The organism is Rhizobium sp. BK491 (assembly GCF_014194925.1).
Classification (GTDB): domain Bacteria; phylum Pseudomonadota; class Alphaproteobacteria; order Rhizobiales; family Rhizobiaceae; genus Rhizobium.
The window spans coordinates 78,656-100,495 of sequence record NZ_JACIAR010000007.1 but is presented as its reverse complement, the minus strand read 5'-3'; the positions used below and the strand labels follow the sequence as shown (position 1 = coordinate 100,495).

Sequence of the window (21,840 nt, the reverse complement as noted above, 5' to 3'; positions counted from 1 at the left end):
GTTGCCGCGATTTGGAGCGTGTGGTTGAAATGAAACCAGAGGGAGGAAACTTCTAGGTGTCGAATATCGATCTCAATCGTCTGATCAGAACGCTTGAGCCAGCATTGCGCGTCGGTCTCGAGACTGCAGCATCGCTCGCAGCACGTGATCGCCACGCAAATGTCGATGTCGCACACTGGATACTATCGTTGCTGGATGTATCCGAAGTTAGCTCTTTGTTTGAAGAACTTAGCGTTTCTTCCGCAGCGCTGCGCACCGAGCTTGATAGCGCCATCGCCGAGCTGCCGCGAGGCGATGGAGCGGCATTGGTCCTCTCTCAAAATTTGCTCGCTCTGATGCGCGAGGCATGGCTCGTCGCGTCGCTTCAATGTGGGCGCAACAGCATTACGCTCGCCGATCTTCTGACCGCTTTGATCGATGATCAGTCGCTGCGAATCATGGCGCGGGGAATGGCGCCTTCGCTGCGTAGCCTTGATCGCAACGCGCTTGAAAAAAAGTTGAACGCAACGTCCGCTCCCGACGGAGCATCGTCATTGCCAGAGAATTCCGAAAGTGTTGCCGCCGCCGGTGAGAACGAATTCCTGCGGCTGTACACGCGGGATATGACGGTAGATGCCAAGCTCGGACGTATCGATCCGGTTATCGGGCGTGATCGCGAATTGCGCCAAGTGATCGATATCCTCATGCGTCGCCGCCAGAACAATCCGATGCTGGTCGGCGAAGCGGGTGTCGGCAAGACGGCTGTTGCCGAGGCGCTTGCGCTGGAGATCGCTGCAGGCAACGTGCCGGACATGTTGAAGCCGGTACGGATTCTTCTTCTCGATCTCAGCCTGCTGCAGGCTGGCGCCGGGGTGAAAGGCGAGTTCGAGCGCCGTTTGCACGGCGTCGTCGCGGCCGTGCGCGCATCGGTCGAGCCGATCATTCTGTTCATCGATGAGGCGCATGGCCTGATCGGTGCCGGCGGACAGACCGGGCAGGGGGATGCCGCCAATATTCTGAAACCGGCGCTGGCGCGCGGTGAGCTCAAAACGATCGCAGCGACAACTTGGAGCGAATACAAGCGCTACATCGAGAAGGATGCTGCGCTGACCCGACGCTTCCAGGCAGTTCAGGTGCTCGAGCCCGACGAGGAAACGGCAATCCGCATGTTGCGCGGCGTCGTGGGCAGCTTCAAGGCACACCACAAGGTACGCATCCGCGACGAGGCGCTGGCAGCCGCCGTCCACCTTTCGGCGCGCTATATTCCGGCGCGGCAATTGCCCGACAAGGCGATCAGCCTCATCGATACCGCTGCGGCCGCCGTCTCACTGGCTCGGCAGACCGTTCCCGAGGCGCTGAAGGAGTTGCGCAACGAGTTGGAGATGCTGGAGGTCGAAGCCGCTGCCCTTTCCGCCGAGCCGCCGACCCCAGATATCGTCGAACGTCTTGCCATTATCGAACGCGAAAAGGGCGAGGCGGTCAGTGAGATCGAGCGGTTGCAGGCCAAGCTGGACGCTGAAATTAGGCTGTCGGCCGAAGCCGATCGTATTGAATCCGCGCTCGCCGATCCCGATGGTCGAGTGGCCGAAGATGGCGTTCGCCTGCGCCGCGACAATGTCGCTCTCTTCCAGCCCAATGGCTCATCCGTCGACGTTGCTCGTGCAGCCCTCCTACAGGCGGAGCGCAGCCTTGCCGACGTTGCCGGAGAAACCCCTCTCGTGCCCCGCGTGGTCGACAAGGAAGTGATTGCCGGAATCGTGGCACGCTGGACCGGCATTCCCGTTGGCAAGCTCTTGTCCGACCAGGTTGAAACCGTCAAGACGCTTGATGCAAGGCTGAAGGAGCGCGTGCTCGGACAGGATAACGCGATTGCGCGGATTTCGGCCGCCATGCGGTCTGCCCGCGCCGGCCTTTCCGACCCGCGCCGTCCGCCGGCAGTCTTTCTGCTCGTCGGCATGTCGGGAACCGGCAAGACCGAGACGGCTCTCTCGCTGGCTGATCTTCTCTATGGCGGCAGTCAATATCTGACGACCATCAACATGTCGGAGTTCAAGGAGGAGCATAAGGTTTCGCTGCTGCTCGGATCGCCGCCCGGCTATGTCGGCTATGGTGAGGGTGGCGTCTTGACCGAGGCCGTTCGCCGTCGTCCTTATGGCGTGCTGCTTCTGGATGAGATCGACAAGGCGCATCCGGGCGTCCAGGAAGTCTTCTATCAGGTCTTCGACAAGGGAACGCTGCGCGACGGCGAGGGCCGCGACATCGATTTCAAGAACACCACTATCGTGATGACCGCCAATACCGGCTCCGAACTGTTGGCAGCCTTGGCGGCAGACCCGGAAACGATGCCTGAAGGTGAGGCGCTGGAAGCACTGCTGCTTCCCGAATTGCAGAAGCACTTCAAGCCGGCCTTTGTCGGCCGCACGACCGTTCTGCCCTTCATGCCGTTGAATGGCGAGACGCTGAGCGGGATCGTCGACATCCAGATCGGCCGTATCCGCGATCGCGTCGCTCTTTCCTACGGCACAAGCGTTTCGCTTGCCTCAGATGCCCGCGACGTACTGGTGGGCCGTGCCAAGGCGAGCGAAATGGGCGCGCGCGCCATCGAAACCATGATCGGACGCGATCTTCTGCCCGAGCTTTCGACCTTCTTCCTCGACGCGGTTGCGGAGGGGCGCAAGGTTGGCGCCATCACCATCGGCTTTCACGATCACCGCTTTCTCATTGAGGAGGATCCGGTGGGCGACCACGAATTCGCTGGCCCCGAGGAAGGCGGCACGGCGAATAAAGCAGCCCCGGACGAACACAGCGCCCGGATGCGGCATTAGACGGAAGGGTAAACCCGCCCTGCAGCGAAAGGGCGAATTCAAATCTCAACAGGAGACTTCAGAGCATGCCGATTTATCTGCAGATCGACGGAATTCAGGGTGATGCAACCCACGAGCAGCACAAGAAGTGGATGGACATTGAAGTCATTCACTGGAATGTCTCGCGCAACATGAAGACGTCAGCCGGCTCGGCTGCGAACCGCGAAGCTTCCGAGCCGACCGTTTCGGAAGTTATCCTGACCAAGGTCAGCGATTCCTCGTCGACGAAGCTGTTCCAGGAAGCATGCTCGGGCCGCACCGGCAAGCAGGCCGTGATCCATCTGGTAACGACCGGCAACCCGGGCGATACCTACATTGAGTACACGCTGACCAACACGCTGATCGCTAGCTATTCGGTCGATTCCAATGGCGACCGTCCGGTCGAGACGATCAAGCTCAACTTCACCAAGATGGAAGTGAAGTACACGCCTTACGACGACTCGCAGACGCCGCAGTCGCCGATGATCGCGTCCTACGACCTGGCAACGACCAAGGCTGCCTGAGTTTGGCATCGCTTTCCGGCGCGTTGGCACCAGCGCGCCGGAATCGCGTCCGCTGCCAGATCGCAGCTTCAGCGGCGGTTGGCATGTCCCGGCAAAACATTTCTTGAAGAGGTTGCCATGGTAGATTTCTCCGTTTCATCGCCGGCGTTGCAAATGGCACCGGTGAAGCAGGCCGATCTTCCCTCCGTAAAGCGTGCAGGCCGCGGCCCATCTTACGATTATTTCTCCTATCAGAGCGGACCCCGCGAATTTGCGGCGCGCGGTCAGGCGATGGGAGCCGCCGCATCGCTTTTCCGGATGTTTTCCGAAAAAGCCAATGAGATGTCGCTGACGCACTGGCTCCAACGATGGCTGCGCAACAACGAAGCACACATCATTCGCGAAATGGACACCAACCATCATTCGGTGTTTGTTGCGCAATTCAATTATTCGGTCACAGACGGCGAAACACGGGTCTTGATGGCACGCGGTGCCTATCTGCTCGGGACGGTGCCAAACCGTGCCGATATCGGCAAGATCCTGACGCCGCAGGTTCTCTATGGCCCGGGCATGCACGAGACGCTGCCGAACGGCACCCTGTTCCAAATCGTCTATCTGGTTGGCGGTCGTAAGCAACAGATCGGGAGTGCCGGCACTATTGGCTCGGCAGGTTCACTGGTGGGATAAACGCAGATGAACGATCAGCCTTCGGCCAATGATTTCATCCAGGCGACCCGAAATCTCCGAGTCGTCTCGCCGCTTGGAACGGACCAACTCCTTCCGGAGCGAGTGACGATAACGGAAGGCGTATCATCGCTTTTCGATATTCAACTTTCCGTGCGCGCCAAGCGCGAAATCATTCAACCGCAGGATTTGATCGGCCGTCTCGTCGATGTTTCCATCGAAGTTCGGCAGGCTGAAGATGGCGGTGACGGCGTTCGCCGTCCCTTCAACGGTCTCGTGACGAGCCTGCAGGAGGGGCCACCTGTCACGCGCGGTCTGCGCTCCTATTCGATGGTCTTGAAGCCGCAGATGTGGCTTTTGTCGCAGCGTTCTGACTGCCGCATCTGGATGGACAAGACCAGCATCGACGTTGTCGAAATCTTATTTTCCGAACATGGAATTCCGGCACCCGACGTCTCCGGCGTTGTGACACCGCCGCCGCCACAGCATTATTCGGTGCAATGGAACGAAACGGATCTGGATTATCTGACACGCCGCTTCGAGGAAGACGGTCTCTTCTACTGGTTTTCGCATGAAAACGGCAGCCATAGGCTGCACGTCGCCGACGGCGCCAATTCATGGGCCGGACCATCTCCTTCCGCGCAAGGCGAGAGCATGGTTCGTCTTGCACAGGGCTCGACGGACCGTAACCATATCAATGAATGGATGAGGCATTACGCCTATATCCCCGGCCAACGGGCCGGCGCTGACTGGAATTTCGAGACGCCGCAGATGGTGCCCGGAACGACAACGCCCTCCTTGGTGCAGATGCCGGGGGCTATGAAGCGGGAGCTCTATGAATATCCGGCCCGCATCTCATCGGTCGCGGAAGCTGAAAGGGCGCAGAAGCTGCGCATGCAGGCAAGCGAAGCCGACCACAATCGCGTCGTCGGGCGGTCGACCTCACGCATACTAGAGGCAGGACGTCGCTTTACGCCCTATGAAGTGGCTCATCCAGAGCATGTTTACGAGGAACACGTGATCGTGCGCGCGACCCATGTCGCACTTGATCCTTCTTACGAAACTAATGCGGATCAGCCGGAATACACTAACGAATTCGAAGCCGTGCCTTCGCGCGTGCCGATGACGCCGCATCGCACAACCGAGTGTCCGCGCATCCGCGGCACGCAGGTCGCAATCGTTGCCGGTCCTCCGGGAGAGGAAATCCATCCCGACCAATATGGCCGCATCAAGCTCTGGTACCCCTGGGATCGCCGCGCCAAGAAGGACGGATCGGATACTTGCTGGGTACGCGTCGCCCAGAACTGGGCCGGCGGCACATGGGGCGGCCAGATCATCCCGCGGATCGGCATGGAAGTCATGGTCGCCTTCATCGACGGCGATCCAGACCGGCCGCTGGTGACGGGCGTGGTGCCGAACCCGAGCAACGGCGTGCCGTACGGCTTGCCGGCTCACAAGACGAAGACAGTTATTAGAAGTAACACCTACAAAGGGGACGGCACGGGCTTTAACGAATATTCGACCGAAGACGCGCCGGGGCGGGAAAATCAGTTCTTTCATGCTCAGAGGGATCAGACGGTCAAGGTGAAAAACAATCAGACCAGCCGTGTCGACTCCAATGCTCTTCATTCCGTCGGAGCAAACAAGTCGTTGGAAGTCGGCGCCAATATGAGCCATCAGGTGGGTGGCGGATTGAACATGGTCGTCGGCGGTGTCGGCGGTATAGCCAACACCATTGCCGGTGGCTTGCTGGCAAATCTTGCCGCGAAGAGCGCCGGAATGCTAGGCCAGGCGATGAGTATCGTATCCTCCGCGATTTCTAACAGCCCATCTGATGGAAACAGGACAGCGGACGCCGCCTTGGCTTCCGTCGGGAGCCAGTCGGCGAGCGGCGGTGAAGATTCTGGCATGTCTGCGGCCTCCGATGCGAGTGCGCATGCCGCCCTGATGGCCGCCTCTGCGCTCGGAGCCATGGCTCCATCCATGGACAGCGTGCGCGGTGGCATCAACGACGCCAAGGTTGGTGATCTGCGCAGCGAAGGTGGAGCGTCGATGAATGCGGCAGGGGCCGACCTCGCATCTCAGGTTAGTTCGATGATCGGACAAGGTGTGTTCAATACGCTCGTCAGCAGGATGCAGAACACGAGCGTGGGTATTGCGCAGACGGAACAGGTTGGTGTTGCCAAGGTCGTTACGGTGGGTGACGTCTACAGTCAATCGGTCGGCAACACCAAGAATGTCATGATTGGCAAGGAATTGTTTATTGGTGTGGGCGGCGGTGTTGACAAAGATGGCAACGAACAGCCGCCAAAGTCCATCTTGATCATGAAGGATGATGGGACGATCCTGCTGAAGGGCGTAAAGGTCTATATCGAGGGTGAGAGCCACGTGCAGGTCACCTCGGCGATGATCGACCACAACTGAGATCGAGCGATGCCGGAACTGCAAAATTTCACGCCCTATCCGAATTTTCGCTATTACAGCCGCGATAACGAGGATCGCGAGTTCGGCATCATCATTGTCAAGGCAACCTACGAGTTTGATCCATCCAGCCGCTTGATGGTGGCGGAAGAACAGGCGCCGATGGTGTTTACCGACAAATGCCACGGCGCCGTCAACGTGAGCTCGCTGTGGCATCCTTCCGATCTCGTGCCCCATAAGCCAGCAACCGACCTGATTATCAATGCGGTGGCCCGCACGCCCGACGGTCGAGTTCGGCCGGCATGGGAATGCGGGGTCGCAATAAACAGAGCTGGGGCGGCCATTTTCGCCAAAAAGCTCCGCGTCACCGGCCCGCGCGAGTGGCGTCCGGTCTGGAAGCGCGAATTGAATACGGAGGAAGCGAAGAATTGGCCGCAGTATCGAAAGCACTTTCGTTATTGGGAACTTTCTGAGCCCGAGCCGGTGTCATCATTGCCGCTGCGCTACGAGTACGCCTACGGCGGCGAAATTGCGATGGGAGAGGATGACGAAGGCAATCCGCTCTTTGATACGAGCCACTACAATCCGCTTGGCCGCGGCAAGATCGATCGGGAATGGACCGACCACACGAAGACGGTTCCGGCGCCGCAGATCGAAGATGTCGATGACCCGATCGCCGATCCGTATGCCGTCTATAAGCCTCAAGGTTTAGGCCCCATTCCGCCGGCGTGGCTGCCCAGACGCCCATTGGGCGGCACCTATGACCAGAAGTGGATCGACACAACCTGGCCGGCGTGGCCGGCCGACTATTCGTTTGCCTACCATAATTCCGCGCATCCAGACCTGATCATCAGTCCCTATTTGATTGGAGGGGAAGAGGTCGTGCTGACAGGTCTTGCGCAACGAGAAGAGCCGGTGCGCTTCCGTCTTCCGCACGAGCAGACGCTTGTAGAATTTGTGGGCGAGAACCGGGAGCCGTTACGCGCTCCGATGGCTCTCGACACGGTTTTCCTGGATTTTGCCGGGCGGCATCAGCGCGATTGGCGCATCTTTCTCTCTTGGCGCGTCAACTTCGAACCTGACGTCTTTGACCGCGCAATCATTCAGCGGCAAAGGTTTCCGGCTGGTACCAGTGCAACGCACCTTGCAGAGGGGGATGCCGCATGAGCCTCGCGAACATTTCCGCACGAAAATGCGCGTCTAATGTCATCGCTTCAACATCCCCCGACGTTTGCTGGACACCGGTAGGCTCAAGCGTCGTTCCCGTCGCTTATTCGTCCGTGGCGTTCCTGGATACCGCGATCCGCTATTCGACGTCCGTCCGCAACAATGGCAAGTTCGACTTTCAACTCAATTCCCGTTGTGCGACATCAACCGGTCACGAGCCGGGTGTCAAGAAAGGCGTTACGATACCGGGCTATCTTGGGCCTGCTCATGTGGATGTGGCATCTTCGTTTGTCTTTTCCGAGGGATGGGCGACGTGCAGTCATCGGGATCCCGCATGGATCAACAGACCCGATCCTGGACCTATCGAGCCCGAGAAATCAGAGGGCGATATTCCCATCTTGCTCGCGGGCAATGGTGGCACGTCGGGTAACAATCAAGCCCAGAACAGTCAGTTCAGGGATGTCGTCAAGGCCCTGAGTTTGAACAAGAAGCAAGCTCGTATGCTTCATGACGAGATCTCTGGTCAAAACCTTGGTTATCACGAGATCATGGAAATCGGCATTGATATGTTTGGAAAGAACTGATGCTTGATCTTGATAAAGAAATCGGGTTGCCCGCTCTGGCTGAAATCAAGAACACCTTCGGAAGCATGCTGGTGGTGGGCCTGAGTGGTCTGCGCGGCGAAGCCGAGCTGCTTGTCGACAATTGCCGGTGGGTGATCGTGATCGGCGGCAAGATGGCCTTTTTTGATCTCGACATAAGTGCCTCCACGCCAATAGCGGACATGATTCCGGATTCGAATTTGCGTGCCGCGGAATCGTTTGCCGACCGGTATGTCCTGACATTTGGCGACAGCGACATGATCCTTTTCATGACCCGTCCCTATCATCTCTTTCTGGAAAAGGGCGTCGAAAAAGGCAGCTCGGAATGGAATGCTCTGCCGCAGGATCAAAAGGATAATTTCACGCTCCTGTTTCCTGATGACAGAGAGCCTGTGGGAGTTGAGTTTCGATCCTTTCTGGATCCTGCACACTATTCCTGGGGAGCAGACTTTTTGCGGCGTGAAGGTGAACTCGGTCGCGCGTAGTTGGTGCGCTTACCCGCATCACAGTAGCGCGCAGCATTGAGCGGTGCCCATCGCAAGATACCTTCGGCAGATCTCATGCCGAGTATCATGAATTCAAATCGTTGCGTCGCAACTGAAATGTAACTCATTGAACTCAGGGGTCTTTCGTGGCTGACGGTGGTGAGACAAATTACAATCCGCAGACCGGTGACTACATCGATAAGAATGGCGTCAGCACGAATGAAAGACAGATCTCGCACACCAATAAGAGCGTCGACCAGGCCAACGGCAAAGCGGTGCTTGTCGCCGGTGCAACAGCAGCGGAAGATGAGGCGCATCGTGAGCAGCGAAACGAGATTCTCGGTCGGTTGAGAGACATAAAGAAGCATCTCGAAAACGAAACAGACGAACAATACAGAGCAAGGATGGAAGAGACCGCGAGTGCATTGGCCGGCCCTGATGCGATGATGTCTCCGGTCGAGCCTATGTCACGGCAAGAACATCTTGCTATGATCGACAGGGATATCGAAAAATACGAAAACGGCTATCCCGTTTATACAACCAAGGACAATCTGATTAGTATCGCCAAGGCGCCGCTGCGTCTGCTGCAAGGCGCTTGGAGTCTAGTTCAGGGAGCCGGGAATACGGTTTCTGACCTCAGCAAAGGTGCGGCCGCCGGCGAGCTGATGCAGTCCCCTGACCCGGAGCTGCAGGCGGAAGGCCAAAGAATGGCTAAGGAAGCCGGTGACAACTTAGCCAATCGCGGTAAGAACGCCGTCAATGCGATTATTTTTGCCCTTCCGCATATGGCCCAGCAAGCATCGGATGGGAATTGGGGAGAGCCTGTCGGTGACATGGCGGCCGGTTATGGCGCGGGAAAACTCGTCGGATTGGCAAGGGGCGCATTGAAGGACGCAGGTCCGTCGGCCGCAGCAGCAGACGAAGGCGCAACCATGACGTCGACGACATCAACGACCGTCGGCGAGCCGGTGTCCGTTGCCAATGGCGAATATCTCGAGACGTGGCGCGATTTTCTGATCCCCGGAACACTGGCCTTCGATGGTGCTCGCTATATGGGCCTGAAGCTTGCGCTGCCGCAGAACTACGCCAGCCCCATCGGACCTTGCCAGATTTCCATGTTTGACGAGGTTTTCTCCAACCCCGAGCGCGGCAGGCTACTTTTCCATGACGCCAGCGGCAAAGTGATCTTGTTCGATCGGCCGTTCAATTTCCTGCCCTCCATCAATCCCGCCTACCCACATCTTGAACTTAAGGCACCGTGGCTCAAGCAATTGGTGCTGAAGGACCGCGGAATAGTAAAACAGTTCAAGCAATATGATGACGGTATCTACCGACTTGAGCAGATCGAGGATCTGAACGGCAACGCAATTTCGTTCAGCCGCTCTGAAAATGGATGGCTCGAAAAGCTCGAAGGCCCCGACGGGCTTTCTTTGACTTTCGAAAACGATGCTCATGGCCGGCGCACCCTTGTTACCTTGCTTGGCGTCGATGGTTCGGAACTGGAGCTTGCGCGGTACAGCTACGACGCCAGGGGCAGGATGAACGAGGCGACATGCGCGTTCGGCATGTCGGTGCGCTACCACTGGCAGGCCGATGCCGATCTGATCTCCCTCTGGCACAATCTCACGCGACAGTCGGAAACCCATTTCACCTACGACCAGGCGGGGCGCGTGATCCAGACGCACACGAATGGCATTTGGAATGGAGACCGCTTCGAATATCGAGAGGGTGCAACGCGCTACCTGCCCGGCGGAAACCATCGATCCGCGCAGACCTTCGAATATGATGAAAACCAGAATGTCACAGCCGAGACCGATGCGCTTGGCGGAACGGTTGCCCATGTCTATGACCAGCATGGGTTTCGCACATCCACCACCGATCAAAATGGCAATTCGGAGCGCACACGATACGACATTCACGGCAATGTGAAGGAGATCACGGATCCCGAGGGACGATCGACGACGTATGGCTGGGGCGACAATGGCGAATTGATGATCGTCATCGATGGCGCCGGCAACCGCAAGACATACGAGCATGATGAAAAGGGCAATGTCGTTGCCGAGAAGGATGCCGAAGGCAACACGACCCATCTAACGCGCGATGAGCGAGGTCATATTGTCGAGACACGGTTTCCGAACGGTGCGGCCGAGCGACGAACGTGGGATCGCTATAACCGACTCGAAAGCGTGACTGACGCGAAGGGCAATATGACCCGTCTCGAATATGATGCCTTCAACCGCGTGATCGCCACGATTGCACCGAATGGTGACGTTACGCGGCAGGCCTATCAGTCGGGCGCCGGCGGCTTCGATACGGCAAGCGCCGTCATTCGGCCAGATGGCGTGCGTTCTTCGCGCTCGTTTGACGGCTCGGGCCAACTTGCCACTGTCTGCGATGGCGAGGGAAGAACCTGGACTTACCGTTACGGCGCTTTCGGTGTGCTGGAAGCGCTTACGGATCCAAAGGGTGGAGTTCTCAAGCTTTCGACCGATATCGAAGGTCGCGTGATCGCCGTTACCAATGCCGCTGGTCGCGTCTATGCATTCGAGCGGGATGCCGCCGGACGGGTCGTGCTGGAGGAAGATTTTGATGGCCGCGTGCGCCGATATACGCGCGATGCGGCAGGCCAGGTCACTGAGATGCTCAAACCGGACGGTGCGAGCCTTCGCTATGCCTATGATAAATCGGGCCTGCTGAAGCGCATCGAAAGCTTCGATGCCAAAGGCAACGCCGAAGACGTTACTCGCTTCTGGTACGATGGTCGCGCCCTGCTGATACGGGCCGAGAACAAGGCGGCGCTGATCGAATTTCGGCGCGACCGCAACGGCCGCATCATCAGCGAGACGCAGAACGGCAGGCATATACGCTCCAAGCTTGACGCCATGGGCAGTCGTATCCTGCGCGAGATCGTCGGTCCCGGTCAGACGCTCACCGAATATGTTCGCGACCCTTTGGGGCTCGTCGAGAAGCTGATCTCGAGTGAGGCGGAATTCTCCTTCAGCCATGACAGTCTCGGACGCGAAACCGGACGCCGCATAGGCGGCTTTCATCTTCAACAGCGTTTTGATCCCGCCAGCCAGTTGATGGCGCAGGTTGCCGGACCGCAGAGCCAGAGCAGCCTGGATGTTTCACGCCTCGGCTGGAATGTGCCCGATGCACTATCGGAACGCTCGGCCACGCGTGCCAGCCATATCCGCCCAGGCCAAGTTCGCCGGACCTATGAATACGACCGCGCCTTTGCGCCTGTCACCATCGACGACAATCTCTGGGGACCGCGACGGCTAACCCATGACGACAATGGCCAGTTGACCGACTCGGAAGCGGGTTTCGGTTCTGAACGATTTCGCTATGACGAAGCCCGCAATCTGGTCGGGGCATCCTCTTCGATCGCATCCGTCCCCGACGCGCCGACACCTTATGGCAAGGCTTTTGACGAAGCCTTCGGCTCTGTCATGCCGGCAGGAGTGCCGCAGGTCTGGAGTACGACAGCCGGCGGTGTTGTGCAGATCGCCCGCGGACCGAAGGGTGAGCGTATTCAGTTGACGCATGACGAATGCGGCCGGCTGGTCGAACGGCGTGTCGAGCGCGACGGTTTTCGACCCGAACGCTGGCGCTATCGCTGGGATGCGCATGATCGTCTGATCGGCGTCATGACGCTCGATGGCGAGGAATGGCTGTTCCGCTACGATCCCTTCGGCCGGCGTGTCTCCAAGGTGAGGCGGCTTTCCGGCGAGGAAAAGGAGCGGGCGGCAAGGCTGTTTCCGTCACTGGTCGGCACTAACGGCATTCCCACCGACGCCCGCCCTTCCAGAAGTCAGGACGAGCAAGCCGGGAGCGGCATTGGTAACGCCCCACCCGTGGTCGGAACCGCCTATTTGTGGGATGGAGACCATATGGTCGCCGAAGCGCCACTTCGGCTGGACGGCCATGTCGCCTGGGATAAGGCAACCCACTGGCACTTCGAAGAGGGCACGCACCGGCTGCTGGGCAGGCAGACCGCTTCGGGCGAGATGCTGGCGGTGGTCTGCGACCACCTCGGCACGCCAAAGGAGATGTTCGACCGCAGCGGCGATCTGGTCTGGGCCGTCGATTACCACGTCTGGGGCGCGGTGCGGTCAGAGCGAACCTATGGCACGCTGGCGCTCGCGCCCAATTATGAAAAGCCGAGTGCCGGCTCGTTTTGCCCCTGGCGGTTTCCCGGCCAGTACGAGGACGTGGAGACTGGGCTCTATTACAACCGTCAGCGACACTACGACCCGCTCGCGGGGCAATATGCGAGCCCGGATCCGATCGGGCTCCTGGGAGGCGATCGGCCGCAAGGTTATGTCGACAACCCGCAGATATGGGCAGATCCACTCGGATTGAGCGCACTTGCCGCACGTGTCGCGGAGACGGCCAGAATACAAAGCGCCGTCGATCAGGCTGTTGGCGAACTCGCACAAAACCCCGGCATGGCGAAGCAGCTTATGTCGCCCGGCAGCTACAACCATCTCGTCGTCCGCGACCGTCTTGCCGCAGCCTCCTACGGCAAGGCCGTGGAGAGGCGCGCAGCGCAAATCCTGCAAAACGACCCAACCCTGAGGCATACGGGAATGTCGCGCGGTCCCAATGGCCAGTTCATCCAGTCTCCGGATTTCGTGGGTGCTGGCGGTACGTACGACGTAACGACGCAAGCTGGCCTGCCAAGCCACTTGGCACGGCCTTACGGACCCACTACAACGCATATCATTCACCCCGGCCTCCCAACGAATATGGTATTCCCGCGATGATTTCCTACCAAAATCAGACCTTCAGCATGATCAAGGATCCGCGTGCGGACCGCGTCGTTACCGATATCCAGCTCGATGGATGCGTGATCGACAATTGCACGCTGTCCTACCATCAAGCTGACGGATCCCGTTCCGCCGTGCGAAACGTCAAGATATCCAACAGCCAGTTCGTGGGATGCCAACTCGGTCCTGCACGGGTGGAGGACGTGGAGATCACGAACTGCAGAGCGAATGATTTGGTGATCGCCTGGGGTGCGATTTTTTCGCGCGTCAAGCTGACTGGCAATATCTTTCCTCTCAAGATCAACACGGTTGTAGAGTTTTCGGCGAGCGTACAGACTCAGAACCTCTACGATCGCTCCCGAGAGGAATTCTACCAGTCGGTAGACTGGGCTTTGGACCTGTCGGAAGCGCGCCTCATGAGCTTCGACAGCGCAGGTATTCCGGGGCGGCTTTTTCGTCTTGATCCCGAAACGCAGGGCATCGTAAAGAGAAGCAAGCTCGACAGTGGCTGGGAAGGTCGCATTCCCCTCTGTAATCCCTGGCTTCCCTGGATTTACAACATGTTGTCCACGAGCGATGAGGATGTCATCCTCGCCGTGCCGCTCGCAAAGCCGAAAGCGCAGCGGGATAAATATCTTGCGGGACTGCAGGAGTTGAAGTCGCTCGGCTTTGTAGGTGGCACGAACGCGTGATCGGGTGGGCGACGCCCGGGCGACACCATTTTATGTGACCATCACGACTTAAAGGCAGAACTGGCGTTCAAAGATTATTTCCAGACGCTGAAATTCTCGAATAAGGTTCGAAGACTACGCTTTCGAGCGGCCAAGAACCCGCGGAGACCGTGAAACTCGGCCGCAATCAGCAGGATCGGGATGCCGTCCAAGACGACTTGAAAGGGTGTTGTCACATAAACGAGGCGTCAGTGAATTGGGCATAGAAACGGTGGGATGAAGAGTTCTGCCGTCAGCTACAAGCGTCACCGTTTCCCGCAACAGATCATCTCGAATGCGGTCTGGCTGTATTTCAGGTTTCCACTGAGTTTACGCCTTGTCGAGGAAATGCTGCTGGAGCGCGGAATTATCGTCTCGTATAAAACGATCCGGCGATGGGGTCGGAAATTCGGACCGGCCTACGCAAAACAACTTCGTCGCAGGCGACCTTCGCGCCAGGATGTCTGGCATCTGGATGAGGTGGTGATTTCCATCGCGGGCAGAAAGCACTGGCTTTGGCGTGCCGTTGATCAAGATGGCTACGTTCTCGACGAGATTGTTCAGAGCCGACGCGATACGAAGGCCGCCAAGCGATTGCTGCTCAGGCTGCTAAAGAAGCAGGGCATGCCACCCAAGCGGATCATCACTGACAAACTCCGCTCCTATAGTGCGGCCAAACGTGACCTCATGCCAACGGTCGAACACCGGTCCCATAAGGGTCTCAACAATCGAGCGGAAAATTCTCATTTGCCGCTGCGAAAACGGGAAAGGACGATGCAAGGTTTCCGATCCCCAGGAAGTCTGCAGCGCTTCATCTCGATCTTCTCCGAGCTTCGAAATCTTTTCGTCACCCCAAGTCACAAGCGATCCGCACTGGCCACCCACATTCATCGCATCCGCGCAATAGCGCACTGGAAGGCAGTCACCGGCGCGGCTGCTTGATCGCAGACTGCTTGCGACAAAGACCGCACACTGCTCGATAACGTGACAACTCCGATGCAAAGCGCAGTGCACATCATGCGAAAAGATCTCGAAGCTTGCGCAAAATTGCTTACGGTCGAGAATTGCTGGATCTGGGCATCAAGGAGTTCGTCAATCACAAGCTGATCGGTGTGGTCGACATCGATGCGGCATTCTGATCTGCGGACGGCTCTCAGAATTGCGGTGCCATCGGTACCGCAATTCTGAGAGTCCATGAAATATTCGAGTTGGATCAGGATCGGCGCGAGCACCGTAAGCCACCAGCCGCGCTGAACAGTTGGATCCCTCGCGCTTGATAATTGCGCCAGGACGAGATCATCGACGAGGCGGTCGGACTGGCAAGCACCCCCCAACAAAAGACCTGCCAACCGCTGAAATCGACCTCCGCTTCGGGTTCTCCGCCGGTCTGTTACGATGACATCGGATCCTTATCACGAGCGTTGCCGCACACAAAAAGGGCAGCCTTTTGTATCGCCCCAGACTCCCAAGGAACCGACCCCCTCAGCCGGTCCCTTGATAAGAACTTCACGTCAGGAAAAACGATCCCCATTGTCGCCATAGGGCCATTTCCAGTTACTGATTTCCGGCATGTCCTCACCGTACTGGCGAATGTAGCGACCGTGTTCTTCGAGCTTGTCGTGGAAAAACTGTATCACATCCCGTGCCTTTTCCTTGAGACCCGGCACGCGCTCGATCGCCTCGATGGCAAGATGGTAGCGATCGAGCTCGTTGAGAACTGTCATGTCGAAAGGGGTCGTCGTCGTTCCTTCCTCGATGAAGCCGCGGACATGGAAGTTGCGGTGGTTGGTGCGCCGGTAGGTGAGGCGGTGGATGAGGTAGGGATAGCCATGATAGGCGAAGATCACCGGCCTGTCCGGTGTGAACAAGCTGTCGAAGATTTCGTCGGCGAGACCATGCGGATGTTGCTCCTTCGATTGCAGCGCCATCAGGTCGACAACGTTGACCACGCGGATCGATAGTTCCGGAATATTCTGGCGGAGAAGGTCGACAGCGGCGAGCGTCTCCATGGTAGGGACATCGCCGGCGCAGGCCATGACGACATCCGGTTCAACTGCACTTTGTTCGTTGCAGGCCCAATTCCAAATGCCGATGCCGGCTTCGCAATGCTTAGCTGCTTCATCCATCGACAGCCATTGCAGCTCCGGTTGTTTGCCGGCAACAATCACGTTGATGCGGTCATAGGTTTTCAGGCAATGGTCGCCGGTCCATAACAGCGTGTTGGCATCCGGTGGCAGGTAGATGCGCACGGTGTCGGCTCTTTTGTTGGCAACAACGTCGATGAACCCCGGATCCTGATGGCTGAAGCCATTATGGTCCTGTCGCCAAACGTGCGATGTCAAAAGGTAGTTCAGCGAGGAAATCGGTTTGCGCCATGGCAGTTCGCGCGACACCTTCAGCCATTTGGCGTGCTGATTGAACATGGAATCGACGATGTGGATGAAGGCTTCATAGCAGGAGAACAGACCATGGCGCCCAGTCAACAGATAACCTTCCAGCCATCCTTGGCATAGATGCTCGCTGAGGACTTCCATGACCCGACCGTCTCGGGCAAGGCTGACGTCATAGGGTTTTATCTCCTCCATCCAGACACGGTCGGTCACTTCAAAGACGCTACCAAGACGGTTGGATTCCGTCTCGTCTGGGCCGAAGATGCGGAAATTGGCGCGATCGGCATTGAGGGTCAGGATGTCGCGAAGATAATGGCCAAGGACCTCGGTCGATTGAGCCATTGTTCTACCACGCTTTTCGACGGCAACCTCATAGTTGCGAAGATCGGGTACAACGAGTTCACGGCGCAGCAGCCCGCCATTGGCATGTGGATTGGCGCCCATGCGGCGTTTCCCTTTCGGCGCCAATGCAGATAATTCCTCTTTCAAGCGCCCGTCGACGTCGAAAAGATCCTGCGGATCATAGCTGCGCATCCAGTCTTCTAGGATTTTTCGATGGCCGGCGTCCTCGCGACAATTAGAAACCGGCACCTGATGCGCCCGCCAGAAACCTTCGACTTTCTTGCCGTCGACTTCCTCCGGCCCCGTCCAGCCCTTCGGGCTTCTGAACACGATCATCGGCCAGCGCGGGCAGAAATTGCCGGGTGCGCCGGTGCGGGCCTCAGTCTGGATGGCGCGGATGCGGTCGAAGACTTGATCGAAGGTCGCAGCCATCGCCTGATGCATCTGATGCGGGTCGGAACCTTCGACGAAGAAGGGCTCGTAGCCGTAACCGATGAAGAGATGACGCAGGTCCTCGTCGGTGTCGCGGCCAAGGATGGTCGGATTGGCGATCTTGTAGCCGTTGAGATGCAGGATTGGCAATACCGCGCCGTCGCGGCCCGGATTGAGGAACTTGTTGGAATGCCAGCTGGCGGCCAGCGGACCCGTTTCAGCTTCGCCGTCGCCGACGACACAGGCGGCGATCAGATCGGGATTGTCGAAGACGGCCCCATAGGCATGCACCAGCGCATAGCCGAGTTCGCCGCCCTCATGGATCGATCCGGGTGTCTCAGGCGCCGCATGGCTCGGAATGCCGCCGGGAAAGGAAAATTGGCGGAACAATTTGCGCATGCCGTCCGTGTTCGCCGAGATATCCGGATAAAATTCGCTATAGGTGCCTTCGAGATAGGTGTTGGCGACCATGCCCGGGCCGCCGTGGCCAGGGCCGCAAATATAGATGATATCGAGATCGCGATTGCGAATGATCCGATTGAGATGGGCATAGATGAAGTTGAGCCCTGGGGTTGTGCCCCAATGGCCGAGAAGGCGCGGCTTGATATGCTCGACCTTCAAGGGTTCGCGCAGTAGCGGATTGTCGAGCAGGTAGATCTGGCCGACCGAGAGGTAATTGGCCGCTCGCCAATAGCGGTCGATGAGGTCGAGTTCGGCGGCGTCGAGTGGATGCGCGAAAGTTGCGGTTGGCTGCTTGTCCATGTGGTTGCTCCAATTCAATATGGTCGTTCGTCAGACTACTGCGAACGAGGCGATGGGCTGTTGATCTGGATCACTCGCTTGCCAGAACCGACAGGGCTTCATTGGCTATGATCTGTTCCTCGTCCGTCGGAATGACGAATGCAGTGACGGAGCTTGCCGATGTGGTGATAATGGGCGCGCTGGTGGTGTTCGCTTCGCCGTCTATAGCGACGCCCAACCATCGTAGGCGGTCGCAAATCGCTGCACGGATTTCCGGCTGATGTTCGCCGATTCCGGCGGTGAAAACAATGCCGTCCAGGCCGCCAAGCGTTGCGGTCATGCGGCCGATTTCCCCGGCAATACGCAAGGTAAACAGGTCGATTGCTTCCCGCGCCTCGGGACGCTCTTCTTTCAGCAGATCGCGCGTATCGCCGCTGATGCCAGACACCCCGAGCAGGCCGGAGCGATAATAGAGCATGTCTTCCAGGTTCCGCAGGGTCCTGCCCTTCGGCCCAAGAAGATGGAGCAACACGCCCGGATCGAGCGTGCCGCAACGCGTTGCCATCGGTATGCCGTCGAGCGTTGAAAACCCCATGCTGCAATCACGACTTTCGCCGCCATCGAGAGCACAGAGGCTGGCACCGCTGCCAAGATGCGCGACAATCACCTTACCCGCGGCCACCTTCGGTGCGCGCACCCGTAGTTCCGCGGCGATGAAAGCATGGGAGAGACCATGAAAGCCGTAGCGCTTGATCCCCTGATCGTGCAGTGCGCGGGGCAAGGCAAATCGGCGAACTAGATCGCTTTGGGTTGCGTGGAAGGCTGTATCGAAGGAGGCCGTCTGTGCGAGCGTCGGTCGTAGATGTTTGACTGCACGGATCAGGCGGAGCGCCTGAGGCTGGTGCAAGGGCGCGAGCGCGGTCAACTGGTCTATATCGCCGATGCTAGTCTCGTCGAGGCGAATGGGACCGACGAACCGCTCGCCGCCATGTACGACACGATGACCGACGACCCGCACGGCATCCATGTTGAAATGCCTGCCGAGTGTTTCGAATGTTTCGGCGATGACATCGCGCAGATCCTCCCCGCCTTCGGCGTGTAGAAACCTGTCGAAGACTGCCGGTCCCTCCGTCAGATGAAGCGACAGCGGGCGCCTGCTGAAGTCGACCAAACCCTTGCCGACACGATGTGCACCGTTCGCATCACATTGGAATAAACCGATCTTGAGCGTTGACGAGCCCGCATTGAATGTGAGCAGCAACTTGGTGTCAGTCATGATGGTTCCTTCGGTTGGAAATCGGCTGCCCAACGATAAGCCGAGACAGTCGGCTGCGATGGAATGTTGCGCCGAGTTTCCACCCAATCCAGAGAGCTTGAACACTGTCATCGCTTCTAAGGCTGGCTTCCGCCTTTTGCATTGACCCATATCAAGCTGTGTGACGCTCGCGATCGATCTTCGATCCGTGGTGTTGACCAAGATCAAGGCGCAGCGCGCCCTGGTGCTTAAACTCAGCCCCATCGAACAACGAGTTCAAACAGGAGGTGTGACCATGCAAGCCAAGACCATTTTGAGCGTCATCGGTGTCGATCAAGACGATGCTGACCTGCATTCTGCAATCGAATTGTGCCGGGAGGCGAAAGCTCACTTGTCCGTGCTGGTAACGGCACTCGCTGCGCCGCCGATTGGCGGATATGGCGAAGTGACGTCCACGGTATGGATCGAGGAGCGCGAGCGTCAGACGGAAGATCTTCGCCGAAAGGTCTCAGCTACCAAGACCATACTGCAGGCTGACGATATTTCGTTCGACGTGACCAGCCTCTTTACCGAATACGGATGGGCGGAGAATGAAATCGGAGACCGGGCGCGCTATGTCGACCTGACGCTGATCGGCGGCGGCTTTCTGGCTCATGACGACATGCGGCAGGAAATTTTGAACGGAGCCCTGTTTCGGTCGCCGGCCCCGATCCTTCTTGTGCCCAAGGGACATGCCGCCTCTCTTCGCCCGAAAACGGTCTTGGTTGCCTGGGACTCTCGCAACGAAGCAAGCATGGCCGTGCGGGCCGCGATGGAGCAGCTGATTGCTGCCGATAACGTGTGTGTCGCCATGGTCGATCCGTCCGCGACCGTCGGTAGCAACGGCGAGGAGCCGGGAGCGGATGTCGCCGCATTCCTTGCACGGCATGGAATTCGGGTATCGGTCGATGTTCTGCCCAGCGGCGGGCGCGCTGTCGCGGACGTGCTGCGTCAGCATGCGATCGACATCGGCGCCGAACTGATCGTCATGGGCGCCTACGGGCATTCGCGGGTGCGCGAGTGGATCTTCGGGGGGACGACCCGCTCGATGCTCGAGCAGACACCCGTTCCCCTGATGATGACACGCTGACACCAATTGGCCCAGGGCCCCGCCCCGCCAATGGGCGTGGCCTGCTCTTTGCATCCTTGGAGGGGAAAAAGCATGGCTGGCACTTATGTTATTGCCGCGCTGCGGCCGGATCAGATCGTGCAAGCCTATCCTCTTGTCCAGGCAGCAGTTCCAAGCCTTGGTATGGTGGCATGGCGCCGGATGGCATCCGACGCCAACCGCAAGGACGAAATCCTCGCCGCGGTCAACCCACGAGGTTACATACAGGGTCTGAGCATCTATAGGCCCTGCGATCATCCCGCCGTCGGGCGGCTGCTTGACGTCACATTTCTGATTGTCGCAAGTGCAGCTGATGAACGTGGCATTGCGCAAACCCTATTTGCGAGCATTCGATCGCGGGCTAGGGAACTCAAGTGCAACCAAATCAGATTCTGGAATCAAAATCCGGGCAATTGGGAGCAGATGCACAACGAGGAGCGAGTCTATCGATCGGATCATGGGCTCATGATGTTCTCAAGCGACGACGATCCCTGAACCTTGTGTTGCGACGGAACTGGCCGATCACAGTTTGCCGGTGAAGACGTAGCCAACCCCCCGGATCGATTTTATCAGCTGTGGGTGCGTGGGGTCGGCCTCGATCTTCTTACGCAGTCGCGCGATTTGGGCATCGATCGTTCGATCGTACACCTCCAGATTCCGTCCTCGCGTCGCCTCCATCAGGAAGTCGCGGCTGAGCACACGCCCGGCATGGCGCGCGAATACAACCAGCATGTCGAATTCGCCGGTGGTCAATTCGATTTCGTTTTTGTCCGGTGATAGAAGCTGCCGTTTGCCGATATCGAGCTGCCAGCCTTCAAAACGAAGCACGTCACCAGGTTCGTTTTCCCGAGCTTTTGCCGCTGGCTGACGGCGGCGAAGAATGGACTTCAGGCGAGCATGCACTTCTCTCAGATGAAAGGGCTTGGCGATATAGTCGTCTGCACCGACTTCAATTCCGACGATCCTGTCGACCACATCGTCGCGACCAGTCAGCATGATGATCGGAATGTCCGACTGTGCGCGGATTTCGCGGGCAAGGTCCAAACCGTCCTCACCGCCGGGCAGGACCCAGTCCAACAGGATGATATCGAAATTCTCTTGCTGCAGGGACGCCCGCATCTCAGGGCCGTTCGATGCCGTGCTGACGACATATCCTTCGTCCTCGAAGTAGCGTGTCAGCATCTGACGGATTCTGGGGTCGTCATCCACGACCAGAAGATGTTCACGCCGCTGCTGATCGAGGGTCATTGCAAGGGTTCCGGTAAAGACGGGCTGCGACCTGTGACAATCCGTTACAAAATTGCACGATCTCTAACACGCGTAACATTCGGCTGTCACTCGGAAGGCATCAATCTACCCGGCATCGG

Annotated in this window: 15 protein-coding genes; 12 read left to right on the top strand and 3 right to left on the bottom strand. The window is 58.2% G+C overall.

The features are described from left to right. The first annotated feature begins 56 nt into the window (after positions 1–56). The 10 genes from tssH (at position 57) to FHX05_RS25110 (ending at position 15,108) form a co-directional block, all read left to right on the top strand. Positions 57–2,804: a type VI secretion system ATPase TssH gene (gene tssH, locus FHX05_RS25155; RefSeq protein WP_183875246.1), complete on the top strand. Its 2,748-nt coding sequence runs from the start codon at positions 57–59 to the stop codon at positions 2,802–2,804. Between the two features lie 65 nt (positions 2,805–2,869). Then, positions 2,870–3,346 carry a type VI secretion system tube protein Hcp gene (locus FHX05_RS25150; RefSeq protein WP_069613675.1) on the top strand — a complete coding sequence of 159 codons (477 nt, stop codon included), beginning with the start codon at positions 2,870–2,872 and terminating at the stop codon, positions 3,344–3,346. 117 nt (positions 3,347–3,463) lie between these two features. Further along, positions 3,464–4,012 carry a hypothetical protein gene (locus tag FHX05_RS25145; protein WP_183875244.1) on the top strand — a complete coding sequence of 183 codons (549 nt, stop codon included), beginning with the start codon at positions 3,464–3,466 and terminating at the stop codon, positions 4,010–4,012. Positions 4,013–4,018: 6 nt separating this feature from the next. After that, positions 4,019–6,433 carry a type VI secretion system tip protein TssI/VgrG gene (gene tssI, locus FHX05_RS25140; RefSeq protein ID WP_183875242.1) on the top strand — a complete coding sequence of 805 codons (2,415 nt, stop codon included), beginning with the start codon at positions 4,019–4,021 and terminating at the stop codon, positions 6,431–6,433. Between the two features lie 9 nt (positions 6,434–6,442). Then, entirely contained in the window at positions 6,443–7,597 is a 1,155-nt protein-coding gene (locus FHX05_RS25135; RefSeq protein WP_112338722.1) for a DUF2169 domain-containing protein, read from the top strand. Next, positions 7,594–8,181 (top strand): PAAR-like domain-containing protein, encoded by a 588-nt coding sequence (locus FHX05_RS25130; RefSeq protein WP_183875240.1) that lies wholly within the window; start codon positions 7,594–7,596, stop codon positions 8,179–8,181. The genes FHX05_RS25135 and FHX05_RS25130 overlap by 4 nt, the downstream gene beginning before the upstream one ends. Continuing rightward, a complete protein-coding gene (locus tag FHX05_RS25125; protein ID WP_113241235.1) occupies positions 8,181–8,684 on the top strand; it encodes a hypothetical protein in 504 nt (167 codons plus the stop codon). The genes FHX05_RS25130 and FHX05_RS25125 overlap by 1 nt, the downstream gene beginning before the upstream one ends. Before the next feature lie 146 nt (positions 8,685–8,830). After that, positions 8,831–13,453, top strand: coding sequence for an RHS repeat-associated core domain-containing protein (locus FHX05_RS25120; RefSeq protein ID WP_183875238.1), 4,623 nt, complete (start codon positions 8,831–8,833; stop codon positions 13,451–13,453). A gap of 26 nt (positions 13,454–13,479) precedes the next feature. After that, positions 13,480–14,148 (top strand): hypothetical protein, encoded by a 669-nt coding sequence (locus FHX05_RS25115; protein WP_183875236.1) that lies wholly within the window; start codon positions 13,480–13,482, stop codon positions 14,146–14,148. A gap of 255 nt (positions 14,149–14,403) precedes the next feature. Further along, positions 14,404–15,108 carry an IS6 family transposase gene (locus tag FHX05_RS25110; protein WP_183875234.1) on the top strand — a complete coding sequence of 235 codons (705 nt, stop codon included), beginning with the start codon at positions 14,404–14,406 and terminating at the stop codon, positions 15,106–15,108. Positions 15,109–15,677: 569 nt separating this feature from the next. Here FHX05_RS25110 and FHX05_RS25105 read toward each other — a convergent pair. Further along, complete coding sequence (locus FHX05_RS25105; protein ID WP_183875233.1) at positions 15,678–18,092, bottom strand: phosphoketolase family protein; 2,415 nt, start codon at positions 18,090–18,092, stop codon at positions 15,678–15,680. Between the two features lie 70 nt (positions 18,093–18,162). Beyond that, complete coding sequence (locus FHX05_RS25100) at positions 18,163–19,347, bottom strand: acetate/propionate family kinase (RefSeq protein WP_183875231.1); 1,185 nt, start codon at positions 19,345–19,347, stop codon at positions 18,163–18,165. A 274-nt stretch (positions 19,348–19,621) separates the two neighbouring features. Between FHX05_RS25100 and FHX05_RS25095 the strand changes: the two genes are divergently transcribed. Both FHX05_RS25095 and FHX05_RS25090 read left to right on the top strand, forming a co-directional pair. Further along, positions 19,622–20,455, top strand: coding sequence for a universal stress protein (locus FHX05_RS25095; RefSeq protein WP_183875229.1), 834 nt, complete (start codon positions 19,622–19,624; stop codon positions 20,453–20,455). A 72-nt stretch (positions 20,456–20,527) separates the two neighbouring features. After that, complete coding sequence (locus FHX05_RS25090; protein WP_112606568.1) at positions 20,528–20,968, top strand: hypothetical protein; 441 nt, start codon at positions 20,528–20,530, stop codon at positions 20,966–20,968. A 27-nt stretch (positions 20,969–20,995) separates the two neighbouring features. Here FHX05_RS25090 and FHX05_RS25085 read toward each other — a convergent pair whose 3' ends face one another. Further along, positions 20,996–21,721 carry a response regulator gene (locus FHX05_RS25085; protein ID WP_112606566.1) on the bottom strand — a complete coding sequence of 242 codons (726 nt, stop codon included), beginning with the start codon at positions 21,719–21,721 and terminating at the stop codon, positions 20,996–20,998. Between the last annotated feature and the right edge of the window lie 119 nt (positions 21,722–21,840).

What these genes read in the sequence shown, in the direction of transcription:
- FHX05_RS25150 (WP_069613675.1), top strand. Translation starts at nt 2,870, where the DNA reads ATGCCGATTTATCTGCAGATCGACGGAATTCAGGGTGATGCAACCCAC.
- FHX05_RS25145 (WP_183875244.1), top strand. Translation starts at nt 3,464, where the DNA reads ATGGTAGATTTCTCCGTTTCATCGCCGGCGTTGCAAATGGCACCGGTG.
- tssI (WP_183875242.1), top strand. Translation starts at nt 4,019, where the DNA reads ATGAACGATCAGCCTTCGGCCAATGATTTCATCCAGGCGACCCGAAAT.
- FHX05_RS25135 (WP_112338722.1), top strand. Translation starts at nt 6,443, where the DNA reads ATGCCGGAACTGCAAAATTTCACGCCCTATCCGAATTTTCGCTATTAC.
- FHX05_RS25130 (WP_183875240.1), top strand. Translation starts at nt 7,594, where the DNA reads ATGAGCCTCGCGAACATTTCCGCACGAAAATGCGCGTCTAATGTCATC.
- FHX05_RS25125 (WP_113241235.1), top strand. Translation starts at nt 8,181, where the DNA reads ATGCTTGATCTTGATAAAGAAATCGGGTTGCCCGCTCTGGCTGAAATC.
- FHX05_RS25115 (WP_183875236.1), top strand. Translation starts at nt 13,480, where the DNA reads ATGATCAAGGATCCGCGTGCGGACCGCGTCGTTACCGATATCCAGCTC.
- FHX05_RS25110 (WP_183875234.1), top strand. Translation starts at nt 14,404, where the DNA reads ATGAAGAGTTCTGCCGTCAGCTACAAGCGTCACCGTTTCCCGCAACAG.
- FHX05_RS25105 (WP_183875233.1), bottom strand. Translation starts at nt 18,092, where the DNA reads ATGGACAAGCAGCCAACCGCAACTTTCGCGCATCCACTCGACGCCGCC.
- FHX05_RS25100 (WP_183875231.1), bottom strand. Translation starts at nt 19,347, where the DNA reads ATGACTGACACCAAGTTGCTGCTCACATTCAATGCGGGCTCGTCAACG.
- FHX05_RS25095 (WP_183875229.1), top strand. Translation starts at nt 19,622, where the DNA reads ATGCAAGCCAAGACCATTTTGAGCGTCATCGGTGTCGATCAAGACGAT.
- FHX05_RS25090 (WP_112606568.1), top strand. Translation starts at nt 20,528, where the DNA reads ATGGCTGGCACTTATGTTATTGCCGCGCTGCGGCCGGATCAGATCGTG.
- FHX05_RS25085 (WP_112606566.1), bottom strand. Translation starts at nt 21,721, where the DNA reads ATGACCCTCGATCAGCAGCGGCGTGAACATCTTCTGGTCGTGGATGAC.